Here is a 20,908-nt window from a genome sequence, read left to right on the forward strand (position 1 = left end):
CATGAGCCGCCCCCCTGCCACCGGGATGTTCCGCGACGCGCTCGTGGCGGACCTGCGGGAGGTGCGCGCCGTCGTCTTCGACACCGACGGTGTGATCACCGATTCCGCCCGGGTGCACGCCGCCGCCTGGAAGACCGCCTTGGACGCCTTCCTGCTCCGCCACCCGCCCGAAGACCCTCACCAGCGGCGCCCGTTCGACGTGCGGGACGACTATCTGCGCCATGTGGACGGCCGGTCCCGCCTCGACGGCGCGGCGGCCTTCCTCACCGCACGCGGCATCGAGGCGTCGCAGGAGACGGTACGAGCCGTCGCCGCGGACAAGGAGCGCCTCTTCGTCGAGCGGCTGAGCGAACACGGGATCGACGCGTATCCGGGAACGGTACGGCTGGTGCGGGCGCTGCTCCGGGCGGGGGTGCCCCGCGCCGCGGTCTCCGCCTCCCGGCACGCCGGTGAGCTGCTGGACCGGGCCGGCGTGCTCGACCTGTTCGACGTCCTCGTGGACGGTGGCGAGGCGGCCCGGCTGGGTCTGGCGGGCAAGCCGGCGCCCGACCTGTTCCTGGAAGCGGCCCGCCGCCTCGGTGTCCCCGTCGACCGGGCCGCCGTCGTGGAGGACGCCCTGGCGGGTGTGGAGGCAGGTCGGCGCGGAGGATTCGCCCTGGTGGTCGGCGTGGACCGCGACGCCGGCGACGACACCGCCGCACGGCTGCTGCGCCACGGGGCCGACATCGTCGTACGCGACCTCGGAGAACTGTGCGCCGAAGGAGGGTCGAAGTGACCGGCTGGAGCTGGGAGTACGAGGGGTACGAACCCGCTGACGAGCGGTTGCGGGAGTCGCTGTGCACGCTGGGCAACGGCTACTTCGCCACCCGCGGGGCGCTGCCGGAGTGTTCCGCCGACGAGATCCACTACCCGGGGACCTATGTGGCCGGCTGCTACAACCGGCTCACCTCAGGGGTGGCGGGCCGCCAGGTCGAGAACGAGGACATGGTCAACGTCCCGAACTGGCTGCCCCTACGTGTCCGCCTGCCCGGCGGACCGTGGCTCACCCCGGACACCGCGACGGTGGTCGAGCACTGCGAGACCCTGCACCTGCTGGCGGGACTGCTGGAACGCCGCACGCGGTACGACCTCGGCGGAGACCGGGTACTGATGGTGCGGCAGCAACGTCTCGTGCACATGGCCGATCCTCATCTGGCCGCGCTGCGCTCCGAGTTCACGGCCGAGGGTTTCGCCACCGAGCTCGAGGTCGAGGCGGCTCTCGACGGCGGCGTCACCAACGCCGGCGTGGCGCGCTACCGGGACCTGGACGGCCGCCACCTGACCCATGTGCACACCGGCACCGCCGCTCCGGACACCGTGTGGCTGCGCTGCCGTACCCGGACCTCGGACATCCGCATCGGCATGGCGGCACGCCTCACCGCAGAGGCTCCCGTCGCCGTCCACCACGAACCCGCCCGCGCCATCCAGCGGTTGACGCTGCGGCTGGACCCCGGCAGCACCGCGACCGTCGACAAGACCGTCGCCCTGCACACCTCCCGGGACCCGGCGATCAGCGACCCGCTGTACGCCGCCGTCGACCGGGTGGACCGGGCCCCCGGCTTCGAGGAACTGCTCGAGTCCCACCTCACCGCCTGGGACCAGCTGTGGCGCCGGGCCGAACTGGATGTACCCGGGGAGGCGGGCGACATCCTGCACCTGCACCTCTTCCATGTGCTCCAGACCCTCTCGCCGCACACCGCCGACCTCGACGTCGGTGTGCCCGCCCGGGGCCTGCACGGAGAGGCCTATCGCGGGCACGTCTTCTGGGACGAGCTGTTCGTCCTGCCCTACCTCGACCTGCACTTCCCCGAGGTCTCCCGTGCCCTGTTGCGATACCGCCACCGGCGCCTCGACCAGGCCTGCGCGGCGGCCCGGGCGGTGGGCCGCAGGGGGGCGATGTACCCCTGGCAGAGTGGCAGCGACGGACGCGAGGAGACCCAGAAGCTCCACCTCAATCCGCGCTCGGGGCGCTGGCTGCCGGACCACTCGCGGCTCCAGTACCACGTCGGCTCGGCGATCGCGTACAACGTGTGGCAGTACTGCCAGGCCAGCGGGGACGCCGAGTTCCTGCACACCAAGGGTGCCGAGATGCTGTTGCAGATCGCCCGCTTCTGGGCCGACTCGGCCGTCTACGACGAGCGGCTGGGCCGCCACCGCATCAAGGGTGTGGTCGGGCCGGACGAGTACCACGAGGCCTATCCCGACGCCCGCGAGCCGGGCCTCGACGACAACGCGTACACCAACGTCACGGCCGCCTGGGTGCTCGCGCGCGCCCTGGAGCTGGTGGAGGCCCTGCCCGAGCCCCGGCGCCGCGAACTCGTCGAGCGCACCGGCCTGGACGGGGGCGAACTCGAACTGTGGGAGGACGTCTCCCGCACGCTCCACGTGCCCTTCCACAACGACGTCATCAGCCAGTTCGAGGGCTACGGCGACCTCGCCGAACTCGACTGGGACGGCTATCGCAAGCGCTACGGCGACATCCGGCGCCTGGACCGGATCCTGGAGGCCGAGGGCGACACCGTCAACCGCTACCAGGCCTCCAAGCAGGCCGACGTCCTCATGCTCGGATACCTCTTCTCACCGGCCGAACTCCAAGGCCTGTTCGGGCGGTTGGGGCTGCGCCTCGACGAGGGGACCTGGCGGCGCACCGTCGACCACTACCTGCACCGCACCAGCCACGGTTCCACCCTCAGCGGCCTGGTCCACGGCTGGGTGCTGGCCCGCGCCCGGCGGGCGGAGGCCTGGAAGTACTGCCAGGAGGCCCTCCAGGGCGACATCGCCGACCTCCAGGGCGGCACCACCGGTGAGGGCATCCATCTGGGCGCGATGGCCGGCACCCTCGATCTCGTCCAGCGCGGGCTGACCGGCCTGGAGACGAGGGGCGGAGCACTGTGGCTCGACCCCGTGCCGCTGCCCGAACTCTCCTCCTACGGCTTCGCCCTGCGCTATCACGGCCACTGGGGCGTACGGCTGCGCCTGGAACGCGAACTGCTGCAGATCGAAGTGCCCTCCTCCAACGCTTCCCCCATCGATGTACGGCTGCCCGACCGCACGGTGTGCCTTGAGCCGGGGGAGACGGGCCGTCTGCTTCTCCCGGAATGACCTGGCGGATCCGAACAGCCCGGTGACGCGGTGCTGCTCTCGTCCCGTCGTACGGAGCCGGTCGGCATCCCGGAAATGGGGAGCGCCGTGAACGGCCCGGTGATCGTGGGAGTGGACGGCTCGCCGTCGAGTCCGGAGGCCGTGGAGGTCGCGTCATGCGAGACCGGCCTGTACGTCGCTCTCACGTATGCCCCGAAACTCCACGCCGGCTACGGCACCCCCGACCGGCGGCCCGTGCTGGACGCCACGCCCGCCGAACTGTGCAGGACCGACTGCCCGGCACCCTCGTGCGGCCCGATCTGTCGGTCGCCCGACCCGGGTTCACCGCTCCCGGCACCACGTCCGGTAGGCGGCCACCGCCGTCGGCAGGGTGGGGAAGATCCGGTCGGTGCCCACCGACTCCGCCAGCCCGTACGCCTCCAGGTCGTCCAGGAGGTCCTGCTTCACCCGGGCCAGGGCGAAGACGATCCCACGCCGTGCCAGGTCGCGGCGCAGGTCGTCGACCGCGTCCAGCGCGGTGATGTCCACCTCGACGTTCGCCTCGGTGTTGAGGACGAACCAGTGGACCGGCCCGGCCTGTTCGTCGACGGCGGCCAGGGCCCGGCGGTGGAAGTTCTGCGCGTTCGCGAAGAAGAGGGGCGAGTCGTAGCGGTAGACGAGCAACCCGGGAATGGTGCGCGCCTGCGGATAGTCGTCCACGTCATGCATGCCGGCCATGCCGGGGACCAGCCCCTCGACGGCATCGTGCGGGCGGGCCACCCGGCTCAGCAGCTCGGCCACCGACAGGCCGACGGCGACCAGCACCCCGTACAGCAGCCCCAGGGCGAGCACGCCGGCCAGGCAGCCGACCGCCAGCAGCAGTTCGCGCCGCCGGAAGGCGGCCAGTCGGCCGAAGCCCGCCAGATCCATCATGCGGACGGCCGCGTACACCACCAGGGCGCCCAGCACCGCCGACGGCGTGCGCGTCAGCAGGGGGCTCAGGAACAGGAGCACGGCGAGCACCACCGCGCCCGCCACCAGGGCGTACGCCTGGCTGCGCGCGCCCGCCGAGGAGGCGAGCGCGGTGCGGCTGGCACTGCTGCTGACCGGAAAGCCCTGCAACCAGCCGGCTCCGAGGTTGGCCGCGCCCATCGCCAGGAACTCCTGGTCGGCGTCGAGCCGCGGACCGTCGTCGTCCCGCTTGTCGAAGGCCCGCGCGGTGAGGATGAGGTCCGTGTAGCCGACCAGGAGGACACCCAGGGCGGGCAGTACCAGGTGCGGCAGCTCGGTCAGGTCCGGCACGGCCACGCCGGGCAGCCCGGCCGGGACCTCGCCGATCACCTTGAGGCCGTGCCGCCCGTCCAGGTCGAGGACGACCGTCGCCGCGGTGCCCAGCACCACCGCCAGCAGCGGCCCGGGGACGGACCGCACAAGCCACGCCACTGTGAACAGGAGCGCGAGCATGACGGCGGAGAACAGGACCGTCGGCGGATGCGAGTCCCCCAAGTGCGCCAGAAAGGACCACAGTTGGGGGAAGAAGTCCGAGGCGTCCGTGTGGACGCCGGTCAGCTTGGGCAGCTGGTCCACGATCATGATCAGGGCCACACCCGCCAGATAGCCGATCAGCACCGGGCGGGACAGCAGGTCCGCCACGAACCCCAGGCGCAGCAGCCGTGCCGCCAGACACAGCAGACCGACCGTCACCGCGAGGGTGGCGGCCAGCGCGGCGTAACGGCCAGGGTCCGCGCCGGCGAGCGGCGCGACCACGGCCGCCGTCATCAGAGCGGTTGTCGACTCGGGGCCCACCGACATCAGCCGGGACGAGCCCAGCACCGCGTACAGCCCGAGCGCCGGCAGGATCGCCCACAGTCCGGCGACCGGCGACAACCCGGCCACGCCCGCGTACGCCATCACCTGCGGGACGAGATACGCGGCCACGGTGACACCGGCCAGCAGGTCGCCGCGCAGCCAGGAGCGGCGGTAGCCGGTCAGCACGGCGACACCGGGCGTGAGCCGACGTGCGGTGGCGGCGAGTCCCGCCGTCGGACGACGCCGGCCCCAGAGGCGCCGGCCCGCGCCGTGTGACATGAGTGGGTTCCCTTTCGCCGAATGCCTTCAGGATCCACCACGGCGCCACGACCGGCGTGGTCCGCGGGATCACCGGGCTGGCTGCTGCGGCCGGATGCGGGGAAGGGCCGTCAGGCCCTTGACCGTCCCAGGGCCGCGGGACGGTGGGGCCGATCGGCGCCGACAAGGGACGTGCGGCCCCTGCACCGGCCGGCGTCCGCGCCACCACCCTGGAGTCCATCCAGGACATCCCACTAGGTCGGATAGAGGCCCGGATCGGCATCGACCCGGGCACAGGAAGGTGAGAACCATGGAACTGCCCCTGGTCGTAGGCGTCGACGGCTCCGAGCCCAGCCTGCGCGCCGTGGACTGGGCGGCCGACGAGGCCGTCGTGCGCGGAGTGCCGCTGCGGCTGGTGTACGCGTGCCTGTGGGAGCGCTACGAGGGCGCGGCGCTTGCCCGTGACCTCGGCGAGCCCTCCGCGGAGGTGCTGCCCCAGGATCTGGTCGGGGCCGCCAAGGAGCGGGCGCGCGCCCGGCAACCCGGCCTGGAGATCTCCACGGAGGTGGTGTTCGAGGAACCCGAATACGTCCTGGTCCACGAGGGCCGGAAGGCCTCCGCACTGGTCGTCGGCTCCCGCGGCCGCAGCGGCATCACCGAACTGCTGCTGGGTTCGGTCAGCCTGACCGTGGCCGCACACGCCTCCTGCCCGGTGATCGTGCTGCGCGGCGCACACGACAACCACGTGGCCCCCCGGACCGAAGGCCGTGTCGTCGTGGCGGTGGGCGAGGACGCGAAGGAGTCGGCCGCCGTGCGCTTCGCCTACGAGGAGGCCAGGCGACGCAAGGCGCCCCTGGAGGCCGTACGGGCCTGGCGGTGCCCCGCACACGAGAGCACCGACCATCCCCTCCTCGCCGACGCCCCCGCCCGGCTGCACGAGCGGCATGCCCAGGAGGCGCTGGACGCGGCACTGGGAGACGCCCCACCGGACGTGGAGGTGCACCGCCGTGCCGTCGAGGGCCACCCCCGCAAGGTGCTGGCGGACGCCTCGCGCGGCGCCGATCTCCTCATCGTCGGCGCCAAGCGCCGCGAGGGGCACTTCGGACTCCAGCTCGGCCGCGTCGCCCACGCGGTGCTGCACCACTCCTCCTGCCCGGTGGCCGTCGTACCCCAGCAGGCGTGAGTCACAGGGCCGCCGAGTGATCGGGGACGTGAGTCCGCGGATCACTCGGCGGACACGGACGGGCCCCGGGACATCCGGGTCCCGGCCCCCGAACGAGGACCGACCGGCCCTCCCGTCCCGCCCGGACAGCCCCTGGGACGGCCGCCCGTTCCGCTGGACGATTCAAGTACGGACAAACCCTGAAGGAGAAACCGCGATGACGGATGAGGCGCACAGCCGGCCCACGGTCCACGCCCTGCTCGCGGACGGCACCACCGTGTGCATCCGTCCCGTGCGGGGCGCCGATCACGGTCAGGTGCAGGGGTTGTACGAGGAGATGTCCCCGGAGAACCTGAGGCTGCGGTTCTTCGCCGCGAGCCGCCGTTCCGCCGCGTCGGCGGCCGACCGGGCCTGTGCGTCGCCGCACCGCGGGTACCAGGCGCTGCTGGCCGAGACGGCGGGCCGGTTGATCGGCCTCGCCGAGTACGAGAGGACCGACGAGCAGGACACGGCGGAGATGTCCATCGCGGTCGCCGACGGCCTGCACCACCGGGGCGTGGGCACACTCCTCGTCGAGCACCTCGTCTCGGCCGCCCGTGCCGAGGGCACCACGGCCTTCACGGCCGACGCGCTGAGCGAGAACCACGAGGTGCTCAGGCTCTTCGCCGACCTGGGCCTGCGCACGGCCCGACGCTTCGAGGGCCCGGAGGTGCGCTGCACCATCGCCCTCGACGAGAGCGACACCTATCTCACCGCCGTCGAGGAACGCGGCCGGACCGCGGACGTCGTCAGCCTGGAGCCGCTGCTGAGGCCGAAGGCGGTCGCCGTCGTGGGCGCCGGGCGCAAGCCGGGCTCGGTGGGCCGCGCGGTGCTGCACCACCTGCACGCGGGCGGCTACACCGGGCGCCTGTTCGCGGTGAACCCCGCCGCGCACTCGATCCTCGGCGTGCCCTGCCACCCGTCGGTCGGCGCTCTGCCGGTCACTCCCGACCTCGCGGTGCTCGCCGTTCCCGCCGCCGCGGTCCCGGCCACCGCCGAGGAGTGCGGGAAGGCGGGCGCGCGTGCCCTGCTCGTCGTCACCGCGGGCCTCGACGCCGAGCAGGCACGGGATCTGCTGGCGGCCTGCCGTGCCCACGGCATGCGCCTCGTCGGCCCCAACTGCCTCGGCATCTCCCACACCGACCCGGAGGTGCGGCTCGACGCCACGTTCGCCGCCGGCCATCCGCGCCCCGGCACGGCGGGTGTCGCCGTACAGTCCGGCGGCGTCGGCATCGCCCTGCTCGACGGGCTGTCCCGGCTCGGCATCGGCGTCTCCTCGTTCGCCTCCCTCGGCGACAAGTACGACGTGAGCGCCAACGACATGCTCCAGTGGTGGGAGAGCGACGGCCGCACCGACCTCGCGCTGCTGCACCTGGAGTCCTTCGGCAGCCCGCGCGCGTTCTCCCGCACGGCCCGCCGCGTCACGCGCCGGATGCCCGTGCTGACCGTCGACGCCGGCCGCACCGACGCCGGCCGCCGCGCCGCCGCCTCGCACACGGCGGCCGCCGCCACCCGCACCATGACCCGCGGCGCACTGTTCACCCAGGCCGGCATCACCGCCACGCACTCCTGCGGCGAACTCCTGGAAGCCGCCGCCCTGCTGCACTCCCAGCCGCTGCCCGCCGGCCCTCGCGTCGCCATCGTCACGAACGCGGGCGGAGCCGGCGTGCTGGCGGCCGACGCCTGCGCCGAGGCCGGGCTGTCCCTGCCCGCGCCCACCCCGGAACTGATCGACGACCTGCTCGCCGTACTCCCGGACAGCGCCGCCGTCGGCAACCCCGTCGACGCGACCGCCGCCGTCACCGAGGAGCAGCTCACGGACTGCCTGGACCGGATCATGCGGCACAACGGCGTCGACGCCGTCCTGGTGGCCCTCGTTCCCACGGCGGTCGCCGTGGCGACCGGCGACGACCTCGTCCGCGCCCTGACGCGCGCACCCGGCCGACGGCCCAAGCCGGTCGCGGCGATCCGGCTCGAACAGGGACTGCCGGTCGAGCTGTTGCCCGCCGCCGACGGCACCGTTCCCTCCTATGCCGAACCCCAGGCGGCGGCACGGGCGTTGGCCCACGCGGCCCGCCGTTCGGCCTGGCTCGCCCGGCCCGCCGGAACCGTTCCCGATCTCGACGGCGTCGAGACGGACCGCGCGCACGCCGTCGTCGCGGCCTACCTCGACACGCATCCGGACGGCGGCTGGCTCGATCCGCGCGTCTGCGCCGAACTCCTCGACTGCTACGGCATCCCGCAGTCGGCATGGGCCTGGGCCGACACCGAGGACCGTGCCGCCCTGGCCGCCGAGCGGCTGCGCGGCGCCGACGGGCGGGTGGTCATGAAGGGCCACTGGCCGGGCCTGGTGCACAAGAGCGCCGAACACGCCGTCCACCTCGACCTGAGGGGTGACTCCCAGGTGCGTGCGGCCTTCCGGGACCTGGAGACACGGTTCGCCGGTCTGCTCCAGGGCGTGGTGATCCAGCCGCTCGCCGACCGGGGGACCGAACTGTTCGCCGGCGTCGTCCAGGACCAGGTCTTCGGTCCGCTCGTCCTCTTCGGACTCGGCGGCACCGCGACCGAGGTCCTCGCCGACCACGCCGCCCGGCTCGCCCCGCTCACCGACCACGACGTCCACGACCTGATCACGGCCCCACGCTGCGCCCCGCTCCTGCTCGGCGTGAACGGCGCGCGGCCCGTCGATCTCGAAGGCCTCGAACAGCTCCTGCTGCGGCTGTCCCGCATGGCGAGCGACCTGCCCCAGCTGGCCGAGGCCGATTTCAACCCCGTTCTCGCGACACCGGGCGGCGTCAGTGTGCTCGATGCGCGCGTGCGCCTGCTGCCGCGCAGGCCCCAGGATCCGTATCTGCGCCGACTCCGCTGAGGAGGAACCACCATGAAGCACAACAAGGTCGGCTCCGTGATGACCACCGAGGTCGTCCGCGCCACCTACGGCACCCCGTTCAAGGAGGTGGCCCGGTTGCTCGACCAGCACCGCATCAGCGGACTGCCCGTGGTCGACGACGACGACAAGGTGATCGGCGTCATCTCCGAGACGGACCTGATGGTCCGACAGGCCGAGGCGCCCGACCCGTTCGCACCGAAGAAGCACGCACGGCTCGCCGGCATGACCCGGGCCGGCCGGACACGCGCCGCCAAGGCCGGGGCACGCACGGCGGGTCAGCTCATGAGCGAGCCGCCGGTCACGGTCCAGGCCGCCGACACCATCGTCGAAGCCGCTCGCGCCATGGCACGGAACCACATCGAACGGCTGCCCGTCCTCGACGAGGAGCAGCGGCTCGTCGGCATCGTCACCCGCCGCGACCTGCTCCAGGTCTTCCTGCGGCCCGACACCGAGATCCGCAAGGAAGTCGTCGACGAGGTGCTCGTGCGGGCGCTCTGGCTCCCTCCGCGGGGCATCGACGTCTCGGTCACGGAAGGCGTGGTCACGCTCTCGGGCCAGATGGAACGCAAGAGCGAGACGGAGATCGCCGTCTCCATGACCCGTCAGATCGACGGAGTCGTCGCCGTCGTCGACAAGCTCACCCACCGGCTGGACGACGCGCACCTCCGGCCTCAGGAGCAGGCACTCCACGGCGTCGCCGACGACTGGCTGCGCAGACTGTGACATGAGGGGAGACGGATCGTCATGACCGGCAAGGTACTGGTCGCCTACGGGACGACCAACGGATCGACCGCGCGGATCGCCGAGGCCATCGCCGACGTCCTGGGCAAGGAGGGCTTCACGAGCGAGGCGCTGCCGGCCGGCTCCGTCGCGCGCGTGACGCCGTACGACGCCGTCGTGATCGGGGGCGGACTGTACGCCGGGCGGTGGCACAAGGACGCCCGGCGGTTCGTCCGCCGACACGGCCACGACCTGGCCGCCCGCCCCGTGTGGCTGTTCAGCAGCGGCCCGCTGGACGCCTCCGCGTCGGAGCGGGACATTCCACCCGTGCCCGGGGTGAGGAAGGCCATGAGCCGCGTCGACGCCAAGGGGCACGTCACCTTCGGCGGCTGCCTGGAGGAGGGTGCGAAGGGCTGGGTCGCCCGGATGATCGTCCGCAACGGCAAGGGCGGAGACTTCCGCGACTTCGCCCAGATCGAGGAGTGGGCGCGGCGGATCGCCGAGGAACTGGTGGCGGGGGAGAAGGGCTGACCGCCTCCCCGGGCCATTCCCGGACACCGTGGACGGCCCTGTGGCCAGGAAGTTCACGAAGGGTGGAGGCACCGTGTCCCTGCTGTACGAGAGCCCCGGCCGCGCGGCTCTCCACCTGGCCCGCGCGGCCTGCCTGGCGCCCTGACCGCACAACAGCCAGCCGTGGCTCTTCGTCGAGGAGGGCCACGACCACGGTTTCGAGATCCACCTAAACGGCGGGCGGCGGATGAGGCTGACCGACCCGGCCGGCCGGGAGGCGGTCATCGCCTGCGGGGCGGCCCTGTTCAACGTGCGGATGGCCGTAGGGCAGCTCGGGTTCCGTCCCGTCGTCGACCTCCTGCCGAAACCCGGGAACCCCGCCTTCCTCGCCCACGTGGGCTACGGGGCGCATGCCCCGGCCAGGGCCGAGGAGACCGTGCTGGCCCGTGCGATGCCCCTCGGCCACGCCGCCGAACTGACGCGCTGCGTGGGGCCGTACGGCGTACCGGACGGGGTCCTGCCGTCACCGTCCCGACCGCACCCTGCTCGTCGGCCGCGACTAACTCGGCCTCACCAGGTACTCCGCCAACCCGCCCCGCACGGGCATGGCCAGGTCGAGCCCGGTGGCAGGGCCAGGAGGCCGGCCGTGGTGTGGCCGGACGGCCAGGGCCGGCCGATGCCCGCGCCCGCCAGTGCCGACCAGGCCTAGTTGCAGGGCGCCGTCCTGGGCGCGACGGCGGTTGGAGCGGTGGGACAGGGAATGGGCCGAGATCGGTCGGCGGTGGAGGCGGACGACCGATGCTCCTACGGTGGGCGGCACTCAGTCCGTCCCACAGGGGCCGAATGGCCCGTCCAGCGGGCCGACCGGGGTGGTGACGGGACGACGGTGACCGGCCACCGGGCCCGGGACAGCAGGGCGAACGCGGTGGCACCCCGTCCGACCACCACCAGTTCCGCGTGGATCGAGGCCTGCGCCAGCGCCTCGGCCGGGGCGAGCAGCCGGACGTCCTGGAGGACTTCGACCTCCGGGTACTTCCCGCACCACGGGCGCAGCGCGTCGGACAGCAGCTGCACCTCCTGGTCCTCCCAGGTGGCGCGGTCCTCCTCCAGGACGGGGAAGGGCGACCGCTCGTGGTCCGGCGGAAGCGTCCAGGCGTACACCGTGTGCAGCCGTGTGCCGCGCAGTCGTGCCTCCTCGAAGGCGCGGGCGATCGCATGGTCGGCGGGATCGCGGGCGTCGATCCCCAGCACCACGTCGCCCGGCCGGCCCCGGCCGGCGAGCGTGCCGGGCACCAGCACCACCGGCCGGGCACACTCGGCAGCCAGGGCCGAGGCCGTCGAGCCCACCCCGGCGCCCGCGGCCTCCCCGCGCAGGCCGACCACGAGCAGCTCCGCGTTCTCGGCCGACGCGCACAGGGCGGGCACGGGGGCACCGTCGAGCTTCAGGCTCCTGATCGTCAACGCCGGGTGCCGGGTAGTGAGTTCGGCGGCCACTTGGCCCGCCATGGTCTCCGTGCCGTTCGACGGCGAGACGTGGGCCACCCACAGCGGCAGCCCCCGCAGCAGCGCCTGGCGTGCGGCCCACTCGGCCGCGACACGGCTGTGCGCCGACCGGTCGATCCCGGCGATGATCGCTCGTTCCATGGTGTGCCGCCTTCCGGCCCGGAGAACGGATCTGTCCCGCCCGCTCCACCTTCCCGTGCGACCGGCCCGCGCACAGAGGGCCGAACGGACCCGCCCCGAGTCCTGACGGCCCATGTCCGCCGGGTCCTCCCGGCGGGAGGGTGGCAGGGAGGAGCAGACCGAGCGCAGGAGGTGTGCGTCATGCTTCGACCCGTCATCGCCGGAGTCGACGGTTCGGCCGAGAGTCTCGCGGCGGCCGAGTGGGCCGCCCGCGAGGCGGTCCGCCGGGACCGGCCGCTGCGTCTGGTGCACGCCTGGAACTGGCACCCGCGCCAGGACGGCGAGCCCGGCACCGCGGCCGCGCGGCACCTCGCCCGCCACGCGCTACGGCAGGCCGAGGACCGTATCCGTCGCGCCTGCCCCGACGTCGTCCTCGACGACGAGCAGGTCGAGGGGCCCGCCACCGCCGCCCTGCTGCGGGCCGCAGGGCAGGCCGACGTGCTGGTGCTGGGATCCCGCGGCCTGAGCGGCTTCACCGGGTTCCTGGTCGGGTCGGTCGCCCTGGGCGTGGTGGCGCGGGCGAACAGTCCCGTCGTCCTCGTCCGGGCGGGCGAGGAGGCCACGGACGAACATGTCCCCGCGGCCGACGGGAACGCGTCCACACGGACCGGATACCGGGACGTGGTGCTGGGCCTGGATCTCGGCGACCCCTGCGACGAGGTGATCGAGTTCGCCTTCGAGGCCGCGCGCATGCGCGGGGCACGCCTGAAGGCCGTCCACGCCTGGCAGCCACCCGCCCCCTTCGCGCTGGGCCCCGGTGAGATCGGTCTCTTGGAGGGGCCGCAACGAGCCGACGAGTGGCTCGGATTCATGACCGCCGTCCTGCAGGTGTGGCGCGACAAGTACCCCGGCGTCGAGGTCGCCGAGACCCTCACCGAGGGCCGCGCTCAGTCCGCACTGCTGCGCGCCGCGTCCGGGGCGGGCCTGCTCGTCGTCGGCCGCCGTATGACCGAGCGCCCGGCCGGCCCGCGCACCGGGCCCGTCACCCATGCCGTCATCCACCACGTCGACTGCCCCGTGGCCGTCGTCCCCCACGAGTGAGAGGTCCGAGCCCTGATGAGTGCCCCGATGAAGTACGTGTACGAGTTCGCCGAGGGCAGCCGCGACATGGCCGACCTCCTCGGCGGCAAGGGAGCCGGTCTCGCCGAGATGACCCGGCTCGGCCTGCCCGTCCCGCCGGGTTTCACCGTCACCACCGAGGCCTGCAAAGTCTACCTGGCCACGGGCGAGGAGCCGCCCGAGCTCGGCGTCGAGGCGGCCGGTGCCCTGGCCGGCCTGGAGCGGGCCATGGGCCGCACGCTGGGCGCGCCCGACGACCCCCTGCTGGTGTCCGTGCGTTCCGGCGCCCGCTTCTCCATGCCCGGGATGATGGAGACGATCCTCGACATCGGCCTGAACGACCAGTCCGTCATCGGGCTCGCGAAGTCCTCCGGACAGGAACGGTTCGCCCGGGACTCCTACCGCAGGCTGATCCAGATGTTCGGCCGCACTGTGATGGGCGTGGACGGCGACCTGTTCGAGCAGGCCATCGCCGCCCACAAGACCAAGCGGCACGTACGGGACGACCACGACCTCGACACCGCCGAACTCTCCGTCATCACCGAGGAGTTCAAGGACATCATCCGCCGCGAGGCCGGTGAGGACTTCCCGCAGGACCCCGCCGACCAGCTCTCCCGCGCCATCCGCGCGGTCTTCGACTCATGGAACGGCGAACGCGCCCGCGTCTACCGCCACCGCGAGCACATCCCCGAGGACCTCGGCACCGCCGTCAACGTCCAGGCGATGGTCTTCGGCAACCTCGGCGCCGACTCCGGCACCGGAGTCGCCTTCACCCGCGACCCCGCCACCGGCGAGAGCGGAATGTACGGCGACTACCTCCCCGACGCCCAGGGCGAGGACGTCGTGGCGGGCGTGCGCGACGCGCTCCCGCTGAGCGAGCTCAAGGCTCTCGACCCGCGCGCGTACGTCGAACTGGGTGACCATCTGCGCAGGCTGGAGGACCACTACCGCGACCTGTGCGACGTGGAGTTCACCGTCGAGCACGGCAAGCTGTGGATCCTGCAGACCCGCGTCGGCAAGCGCACGGCCGAGGCCGCCTTCCGCATCGCCCACGACCTGCGCGACGACGGCACGATCACCGCCGACGAGGCCCTCGCCCGCGTCGACGGCACCGAACTGACCCGGCTGATGTTCCCCCGCTTCGACACGCAGGCCACCGACTTGCCGCTCGCGCACGGCGTGCCCGCCTCGCCGGGCGCCGCCGTCGGCGCCGTCGTCTTCGACTCCGCCGAGGCCGTACGGCGCGCGGCGGCCGGGGAGCAGGTGGTCCTGGTCCGCCGGGAGACCACCCCCGACGACCTGCCCGGCATGATCGCCGCCCAGGCGGTCCTGACCAGCCGTGGCGGCAAGACCAGCCATGCCGCCGTCGTCGCCCGCGGCATGGGCAAGGTGTGCGTGTGCGGCGCCGAGGCGCTCGCCGTGGACCCCGTCGCCCGGCGGTTCACCACGGAAGCGGGTGTCGTGGTCCACGCGGGAGACACCGTCTCCGTGGACGGCACCGCCGGCACCGTCCACCTCGGAGCTCTCCCGCTCACCGAATCTGACGTGGGCCGTGCACTGGAGACCGGCACGAGCACCGGCGCGGTCACCGAGGCGGTGCTGGGCGCCCTCGCCCACGCCGACTCCGTGCGCCGCTTGGAGGTGCGGGCCAACGCCGACACCCCCGAGGACGCCGTCCGGGCCCGCGCCCTCGGCGCCGAGGGTATCGGCCTGTGCCGCACCGAGCACATGTTCCTCGGCGAGCGCAGGGCGCTGGTCGAGGCCATGATCCTGGCCCGTGACGCCACGGCCCGCGAGGCGGCCCTGGCCGCCCTGCTGCCGCTCCAGCGCGCGGACTTCACCGGAATCCTGGAGGCGATGGACGGACTGCCGGTGACGATCCGCCTCATCGATCCGCCGCTGCACGAGTTCCTGCCCGACCGCACGGAACTCGCGGTGCGCCTGGCCTCCGCCACGCACCCGGACCTGCACGACCGCGAACTGCTCGACGCCGTCGAGCGCATGCACGAGCAGAACCCCATGCTCGGCCTGCGCGGTGTCCGCCTGGGCCTCGCCGTGCCCGGCCTGATGGCCATGCAGGTACGGGCGATCGCCGAGGCCGTCGCCGACCGGCTGCGCGACGGCGGCCGTCCGCACGCGGAAGTCATGATCCCGCTCGTCGGCACGGTCGAGGAACTACGCCTGGCCCGCACCGAGACGGAACGCGTCCTCGCCGAGGTCGAGGCCGAGACCGGCACCTCGCTCGACCTGCCCATCGGCACGATGATCGAGTTGCCCCGCGCCGCCCTCACCGCCGGACGGATCGCGGAGGCCGCCGACTTCTTCTCCTTCGGGACCAACGACCTGACCCAGACCACCTGGGGCATGTCCCGCGACGACGCCGAGGCATCCTTCTTCCCGCTGTACCTGGAGAAGGGCGTCTTCGGAGTCTCGCCGTTCGAGACGATCGACAGGGAGGGCGTCGGCCGCCTGGTGGAGATGGCGGTGGTGGCCGGACGTGCCGTCAACTCCCGTCTGGAGACCGGGGTGTGCGGCGAGCACGGCGGCGATCCCGATTCCATCCACTTCTTCCACCTCGCGGGCCTGGACTACGTCTCCTGCTCGCCGTTCCGCGTCCCGGCAGCACGGCTGGAAGCGGGCCGGGCGGCCCTCACGGACACGGAGACCAGCGACAGCAGGTGATCCGGAAGGCTCCGGTGATGCGACGGCCCGGCCGTCGCATCACCGCAGATGAGCGGTGTCGACGGAGGTGTACTGGCCATCGGTGCCGGTGACCAGGATGTAGCCCGGCTTGCCGTTGCGGTCCACGAAGCAGACCAGCCTCTGGGAACCGGCCACGGTCTGGCGCACCGGGTTCTCGGCCACCGCCGTGCGGCATTCCGCCGCCGAGGGCAGCTTCGAGGAGGTCCATTCGGCGAGCCGGCCGTCGGTCGCGATCATGTAGCCGCCCGAGACGTAGATGGCGTCGGTGTTCGCGCCCGCCACCACGGGCGGGGTGCGGGAGAAGTCGTAACCCGTCGGTGCGCCCTGGTCCGTCGCCTTCATGCGGAAGCCGCGGACCAGAGTCGTCGACACCGAGGGATCCGGGTCGGACAGTGCGGTCGTGGTCGCGAGACCGCCGCCCCCGATGATCGCGACCGCCGCCGCACCGGCGATCACCGGATGCGTGGAGGCCACGGCGAGCAACGGCCCGATGACGGGGATCGAGAACCTCAGGTGCGTGTTCTTCTGCGTGACGGTGGAATGATCACCCGCGGTCACGGTCGCCGAGGGGGCGTAGTCCCGCGAGCGGTGCTGCGGAGTTCTCTGGGGAGGCAGGTAGGTGTTGTGCTGGACGTTGCCGTCGCCGACCTGGGCGCCCTTGGTCCGACCGTGTTTCATCGTCATGGTGCTTTCTTCCGGCCCGTTCGTGTCGTTCGGGCGTCTAACCGAATGTGTTGTGCTGGGTGTTGCCGTCGCCGAACTGCACGCCCCGGGCCTGGCGCAGATCCCCCTGGTACTTGGCGGGACGGGTCGCGGCCGGTCCGACCAGATCCAGCAGCCGTCGCGCCAGCTCCACCACCTCCGCGTCGGCCGCACCGGTCACGACAAGGTCGCGGGCCAGCTCCTCGGCCGATGCCCCGGGCCGGCGTTCCAGCACCTCGAAGCGGTCCACGACCTCGGGCCGCCCGGACAACCGCCGGGTGAGCGCCTCCTTCAACGCGCGGTAGGAGTCGGTCACCGCGGCGGAAGCGGCACCGCTCACCGCGGCACTCGCTCCCGCGATCAGTGCCTGCGCCACCAACGTCACCGGATCCATGGGTGCCCCCTCCGTACCGCTTCCTCTGTATCGCGTGATGGCGATGACCGAGCGTGACAACATGAGGAAGCTATCCGGCACCCATCCGGCTCATCATGGTTTGTCAGGAATAGTCATATATCGCTCGTCCCGGCGCCGGGCGGTGGCGGTGTTTGTCGCTCTGCGGACCACGGCGCGCACAACTCCCCGTGCTGGGGAAGCGGGTGGCGGCGTTCCGGTCCGGCTGGGGCTCCGGAGGCGGCAGGGCCGGTCGTCACCGGACAGGGACCTGTAGCCCCTCTTCCCGCATGGTCTCGGCCGTGAGACTGGGAGTGCATCCCCGAGGAGGAGGTTCGCACATGTCACGCAACGTCACCGCGGGTCTGGACGGTACGCCCGAGAGTCTCGCCGCGGCCGACTGGGCCGCCCGGGAAGCGCTGCTCCGGGACCTTCCGCTGCGCCTCGTGCACGCCTGGAAGTGGCAGCCCTACACATACGCCCCGCTGGGAGGGGCCGCTCTGCCGGCGCAGGGGGAGGACCCGGAACGCGCCTGGGGCGAACGCGTACTGCGCGAGGCCGGGACGACTCTCACGCGCCGCCACGACGGCCTGCGGATCAGCACCAGCGAAGTGGCGGAGGAGGCCGTCCCCGCCCTGTTGGCCGCCGCCGAGCAGGGCGACGTACTGGTGCTCGGGTCCCGGGGCCTCGGCGGAGTCACGGGGTTCCTGCTCGGCTCCGTCGCCCTGGCGGTGGTGGCCCGCGCCGACCGGCCGGTCGTTCTCGTCCGGGCCGGGGAGAGCGCCGAGAGCGAGCATCTGCCGGACGCCACGGGGACCGCGTCCACCACCACTCCGTACCGTGACGTCGTCCTCGGCCTCGACCTGAAGAGCCCCGACGATGGCATGATCGAGTTCGCGTTCGACGCCGCGGTGCGCCGTTCGGCTGCCCTGCGTGTCATCCACAGTTGGACGCTGCCTCCCTACTACTACGGCTACGGCGGCGCCCTCGACCCGGAGTTCGACGCCCAGGTGGCCGCGGTGGCGAAGCGCAGGCTGGCCGGCACTCTGCAACCGTGGCGCGAGAAGTTTCCCGGTGTCCGGGTGACCGAGCTGGCCGTGACCGGTGGTGCGGGCACCCGTCTGGTGGAGGCCTCGCGCGACGCGGCACTGGTCGTCGTCGGCCGGAAGAGCCGTCGTGGGCTCGTCGGAAGCCACATCGGCCCGGTGACCCACGGGGTACTGCACCACGCTTCCGCACCGGTGGCGGTGGTCCCGCACGACTGACCAGGCGCTGTGCACGCGAGGCCCTCGGGTACGCACCCGAGGGCCGGTCAGCACGTCGTGGCGGACACGGCACCGGCAGCAGGGCCGGCGGCCAGAGCCTCGGGTGGGCAGGGGAGCACCTCGAATACACCGGCCAACCCGGCGTACCGAAGGACCCGCAGCAACCCCGCACTGTCCAGGACCAGCCGCAACCGCCCCTGCCGGGCCCGGATCCGGTTCCGCGTTCGGCACAGCAGACGCAGCCCGCTGCAGTCGAGGAAGGTCACACGACGCAGGTCCAGCACCACGTCGGGGCACAGGTCGGCGCTGAGCAGGTCCAGGAGGGCCGACAGGGGCGGCGCCGTGAAGAGGTCGATCTCGCCGCGCAGCTCCACCACGGTCGTGCCGTCGACGACACGTTCCGTGTGACAGAGCGCGGGACCGGTGCGGTTTTCGGACATGCTTCGAGACAAGCCGCTGTGACGGCTCGTACGGAAGGGCCGGTCGGCCCCTCTTGAGGCGGCAGGACGGACCTGCGAGAACTCACGCGCGGGACGGGCATGGCCCGAACTGCGCCGTCCGGCGGACCGATGAGGACCGACCGGCCCAAGCGGATACCGGCCACTGCGGTCGAAGCTGAACCTGCGGGGCACTCCCCGCGCCGCGCTCCGCCCCCGGCCACGGCGGTACCCCGAGCGGGCACCACGGGACCGGCGACCAAGGGAGGAAGATCATGAAGGGCTTCGTATTCCACGGTCCCGGACAGTCCGCGTGGGAGGAGGTTCCGGATCCCGGTGTCAAGGACCCCACCGACGCGATCGTGCGCGTCGACGCCGTCACCATCTGCGGGACGGACCTGCACATCCTCAAGGGCGACGTGCCCGAGGTGTGCCCGGGCACGGTACTGGGCCACGAGGCGGTCGGCGAGATCGTCGAGACGGGCAGCGACGTACGTACCGTCCGACCGGGAGACCGGGTCCTGGTCTCCTGCATCACCGCCTGCGGACGCTGCCGCTTCTGCCGGGAGGGCGCCTACGGTCAGTGCCAGGGCGGCGGAGGCTGGATCCTCGGCCACCGGATCGACGGCACCCAGGCGGGATACGTGCGGGTGCCCTACGCCGACCTGTCCGTGCACCCGCTGCCCGGCGCGGTCGGAAGCGAGGACGCCGTGCTGTTCGCCGACATCTTCCCGACCGCCTACGAAGTGGGCGTGCTCAATGGCGGTGTGCGCCCCGGTGACACGGTCGTCGTCGTGGGGGCGGGCCCCGTCGGATTGGCGGCTGTCCTCACCGCCCGGCTGTACACGCCGGAACGGATCATCGCCGTGGACCTGGCGGAGTCCCGCCTCGACGCCGCGCGACGGTTCGGTGCCGACGCCGTGGTGGCCGTCGGTGACGGGCCCGAGCAACTGATCGCCGACCTCACCGAAGGTCTTGGCGCCGACGTCGCCATCGAGGCGGTGGGCGTGCCGGAGAGCTTCGAGATGTGCACGCGCATGGTGCGGCCCGGCGGCCGCGTGGCCAACGTCGGCGTGCACGGAAGGGCCGCGACACTGCACCTCGAAGACCTGTGGATCAAGAATGTGACCATCACCACCGGCCTGGTGGACACCTCCTCCACGCCCACGCTGCTGCGCATGGCGGCCGCCGGCCGCCTGCCCACCTCGTCGCTGGTCACCCACACCTTCCCGCTGGAGCACATGGAGGAGGCGTACGACGTCTTCGCCCGTGCGGCCGATACCGGCGCCCTCAAGGTCGTGCTCGGCCGGCCCCGGCACGACACCCTGGCCGTTCCCACGGTCTGAGAAGGAGAGGAGGCGAGCGGCTGTGCTCGACCGGACATCATCCGACACGGCGAACGCACCGGCGGAGCGTGCGGGAGGCGACCTCGGGCGACGGCTCATGAGGCGCCGCACCGAACTCGGCCTGACCCTGGGGGAGACGGCCGTTCGCGCGGGCATGTCCCCCGTCTACCTCCGATACCTGGAGCGGTCGCCCGTCGCCGCACCGGGCAGGAACGTGCTCCTGCGGCTCGCGGGCGCGCTGGAGACCGGCGTGAGTGCCCTCACCGGCGGCGACGTCGACTCCCCGCCGGGACCGGGACAGGCCGCACGTCATCCGGAGCTGGTGGCGCTCGGCGGCGAGGAATGCCGGCAGCGGCTGGGAACCCACGGCGTGGGCAGGATCGCGGTGACCACCGCCGAGGGACTGACGATCCTGCCCGTCAACTACTCCGTCGTCGACGGTGCGATCGCCTTCCGGACCGCCCCGGGCTCCACGCTCTCGCAGGTGCTCGGCAAACAAGTCGCCTTCGAGGTCGACCACATCGACGACGCGCTCAGCCGGGGCTGGAGCGTGCTGCTGCGCGGCCGGGCCCGAGGCGTCCTGGACCGGGACACCGTACGGCGGCTGCGTGAGCGGGCCTACAGCGCCCCCTGGGCGGGCGGCCGACGCGACATGTGGGTCTGCATCGACGTGGTCGGGATCAGTGGCCGCGAGATCACGGAGGGCCTGGTGACCGGCGGGTGAGACGATCGGCCCGATGGGCCGTTTCGGTGCTGCACCTGGGCGCGTGGAAGCACGGCTGGCTCCGGTCGTGGTGTACGGACGCCCCTCCGC

Annotated in this window: 16 protein-coding genes; 11 read left to right on the top strand and 5 right to left on the bottom strand. The window is 72.7% G+C overall.

Annotated features, from left to right (window positions below; all coding sequences use genetic code 11):
- The first annotated feature begins 1 nt into the window (after position 1).
- A complete protein-coding gene (locus SLINC_RS41775; protein ID WP_067443627.1) occupies positions 2-775 on the top strand; it encodes an HAD family hydrolase in 774 nt (257 codons plus the stop codon).
- Positions 772-3,141, top strand: coding sequence for a glycoside hydrolase family 65 protein (locus SLINC_RS41780; RefSeq protein ID WP_067443628.1), 2,370 nt, complete (start codon positions 772-774; stop codon positions 3,139-3,141). Before SLINC_RS41775 ends, SLINC_RS41780 begins: the two co-directional genes overlap by 4 nt.
- Positions 3,142-3,462: 321 nt before the next feature.
- On the opposite strand, the gene SLINC_RS41785 is transcribed toward SLINC_RS41780, so the two are convergent.
- Positions 3,463-5,208, bottom strand: a complete 1,746-nt coding sequence (locus SLINC_RS41785) for a SulP family inorganic anion transporter (protein WP_067443629.1) — start codon at positions 5,206-5,208, stop codon at positions 3,463-3,465.
- A 289-nt stretch (positions 5,209-5,497) separates the two neighbouring features.
- Here SLINC_RS41785 and SLINC_RS41790 point away from each other — a divergent pair, with 289 nt between their 5' ends.
- From SLINC_RS41790 to SLINC_RS41805, 4 genes are all read left to right on the top strand, one after another.
- A complete protein-coding gene (locus SLINC_RS41790) occupies positions 5,498-6,370 on the top strand; it encodes a universal stress protein (protein ID WP_067443630.1) in 873 nt (290 codons plus the stop codon).
- Positions 6,371-6,566: 196 nt separating this feature from the next.
- On the top strand, positions 6,567-9,257 hold the full coding sequence (locus SLINC_RS41795; RefSeq protein ID WP_067443631.1) for a bifunctional acetate--CoA ligase family protein/GNAT family N-acetyltransferase: 2,691 nt from the start codon (positions 6,567-6,569) through the stop codon (positions 9,255-9,257).
- A gap of 12 nt (positions 9,258-9,269) precedes the next feature.
- Entirely contained in the window at positions 9,270-10,001 is a 732-nt protein-coding gene (locus SLINC_RS41800; RefSeq protein ID WP_067443632.1) for a CBS domain-containing protein, read from the top strand.
- Positions 10,002-10,022: 21 nt separating this feature from the next.
- Entirely contained in the window at positions 10,023-10,529 is a 507-nt protein-coding gene (locus SLINC_RS41805) for a flavodoxin domain-containing protein (RefSeq protein ID WP_067443633.1), read from the top strand.
- A 783-nt stretch (positions 10,530-11,312) separates the two neighbouring features.
- Here the strand turns inward: SLINC_RS41805 and SLINC_RS41815 are convergent.
- On the bottom strand, positions 11,313-12,152 hold the full coding sequence (locus SLINC_RS41815; RefSeq protein ID WP_067443635.1) for a universal stress protein: 840 nt from the start codon (positions 12,150-12,152) through the stop codon (positions 11,313-11,315).
- A 180-nt stretch (positions 12,153-12,332) separates the two neighbouring features.
- Here SLINC_RS41815 and SLINC_RS41820 point away from each other — a divergent pair, with 180 nt between their 5' ends.
- Both SLINC_RS41820 and ppdK read left to right on the top strand, forming a co-directional pair.
- Complete coding sequence (locus SLINC_RS41820) at positions 12,333-13,232, top strand: universal stress protein (RefSeq protein ID WP_067443636.1); 900 nt, start codon at positions 12,333-12,335, stop codon at positions 13,230-13,232.
- A gap of 15 nt (positions 13,233-13,247) precedes the next feature.
- On the top strand, positions 13,248-15,932 hold the full coding sequence (gene ppdK, locus SLINC_RS41825) for a pyruvate, phosphate dikinase (protein ID WP_067443637.1): 2,685 nt from the start codon (positions 13,248-13,250) through the stop codon (positions 15,930-15,932).
- Between the two features lie 39 nt (positions 15,933-15,971).
- Here the strand turns inward: ppdK and SLINC_RS41830 are convergent, their stop codons facing one another.
- A complete protein-coding gene (locus tag SLINC_RS41830) occupies positions 15,972-16,637 on the bottom strand; it encodes a hypothetical protein (protein ID WP_067443638.1) in 666 nt (221 codons plus the stop codon).
- A gap of 37 nt (positions 16,638-16,674) precedes the next feature.
- A complete protein-coding gene (locus SLINC_RS48245) occupies positions 16,675-17,049 on the bottom strand; it encodes a hypothetical protein (protein WP_067443639.1) in 375 nt (124 codons plus the stop codon).
- 338 nt (positions 17,050-17,387) lie between these two features.
- Between SLINC_RS48245 and SLINC_RS41840 the strand changes: the two genes are divergently transcribed.
- Entirely contained in the window at positions 17,388-18,311 is a 924-nt protein-coding gene (locus tag SLINC_RS41840) for a universal stress protein (protein WP_067443640.1), read from the top strand.
- A gap of 47 nt (positions 18,312-18,358) precedes the next feature.
- On the opposite strand, the gene SLINC_RS41845 is transcribed toward SLINC_RS41840, so the two are convergent.
- Positions 18,359-18,751: an STAS domain-containing protein gene (locus SLINC_RS41845; RefSeq protein WP_067443641.1), complete on the bottom strand. Its 393-nt coding sequence runs from the start codon at positions 18,749-18,751 to the stop codon at positions 18,359-18,361.
- 272 nt (positions 18,752-19,023) lie between these two features.
- On the opposite strand from SLINC_RS41845, the gene SLINC_RS41850 reads away from it, so the two are divergent.
- Both SLINC_RS41850 and SLINC_RS41855 read left to right on the top strand, forming a co-directional pair.
- Complete coding sequence (locus SLINC_RS41850) at positions 19,024-20,094, top strand: alcohol dehydrogenase catalytic domain-containing protein (RefSeq protein WP_067443642.1); 1,071 nt, start codon at positions 19,024-19,026, stop codon at positions 20,092-20,094.
- 22 nt (positions 20,095-20,116) lie between these two features.
- Complete coding sequence (locus SLINC_RS41855) at positions 20,117-20,818, top strand: helix-turn-helix domain-containing protein (RefSeq protein ID WP_067443643.1); 702 nt, start codon at positions 20,117-20,119, stop codon at positions 20,816-20,818.
- The last annotated feature ends 90 nt before the right edge of the window (positions 20,819-20,908 follow it).

This window comes from Streptomyces lincolnensis (assembly GCF_001685355.1).
Taxonomy (GTDB): domain Bacteria; phylum Actinomycetota; class Actinomycetes; order Streptomycetales; family Streptomycetaceae; genus Streptomyces; species Streptomyces lincolnensis.

Bases quoted from the DNA above. Each gene is read 5' to 3' on its own strand.
- SLINC_RS41775 (WP_067443627.1), top strand. From the start codon at position 2: ATGAGCCGCCCCCCTGCCACCGGGATGTTCCGCGACGCGCTCGTGGCG.
- SLINC_RS41785 (WP_067443629.1), bottom strand. From the start codon at position 5,208: ATGTCACACGGCGCGGGCCGGCGCCTCTGGGGCCGGCGTCGTCCGACG.
- SLINC_RS41790 (WP_067443630.1), top strand. From the start codon at position 5,498: ATGGAACTGCCCCTGGTCGTAGGCGTCGACGGCTCCGAGCCCAGCCTG.
- SLINC_RS41795 (WP_067443631.1), top strand. From the start codon at position 6,567: ATGACGGATGAGGCGCACAGCCGGCCCACGGTCCACGCCCTGCTCGCG.
- SLINC_RS41800 (WP_067443632.1), top strand. From the start codon at position 9,270: ATGAAGCACAACAAGGTCGGCTCCGTGATGACCACCGAGGTCGTCCGC.
- SLINC_RS41805 (WP_067443633.1), top strand. From the start codon at position 10,023: ATGACCGGCAAGGTACTGGTCGCCTACGGGACGACCAACGGATCGACC.
- SLINC_RS41815 (WP_067443635.1), bottom strand. From the start codon at position 12,152: ATGGAACGAGCGATCATCGCCGGGATCGACCGGTCGGCGCACAGCCGT.
- SLINC_RS41820 (WP_067443636.1), top strand. From the start codon at position 12,333: ATGCTTCGACCCGTCATCGCCGGAGTCGACGGTTCGGCCGAGAGTCTC.
- ppdK (WP_067443637.1), top strand. From the start codon at position 13,248: ATGAGTGCCCCGATGAAGTACGTGTACGAGTTCGCCGAGGGCAGCCGC.
- SLINC_RS41830 (WP_067443638.1), bottom strand. From the start codon at position 16,637: ATGACGATGAAACACGGTCGGACCAAGGGCGCCCAGGTCGGCGACGGC.
- SLINC_RS48245 (WP_067443639.1), bottom strand. From the start codon at position 17,049: ATGGATCCGGTGACGTTGGTGGCGCAGGCACTGATCGCGGGAGCGAGT.
- SLINC_RS41840 (WP_067443640.1), top strand. From the start codon at position 17,388: ATGTCACGCAACGTCACCGCGGGTCTGGACGGTACGCCCGAGAGTCTC.
- SLINC_RS41845 (WP_067443641.1), bottom strand. From the start codon at position 18,751: ATGTCCGAAAACCGCACCGGTCCCGCGCTCTGTCACACGGAACGTGTC.
- SLINC_RS41850 (WP_067443642.1), top strand. From the start codon at position 19,024: ATGAAGGGCTTCGTATTCCACGGTCCCGGACAGTCCGCGTGGGAGGAG.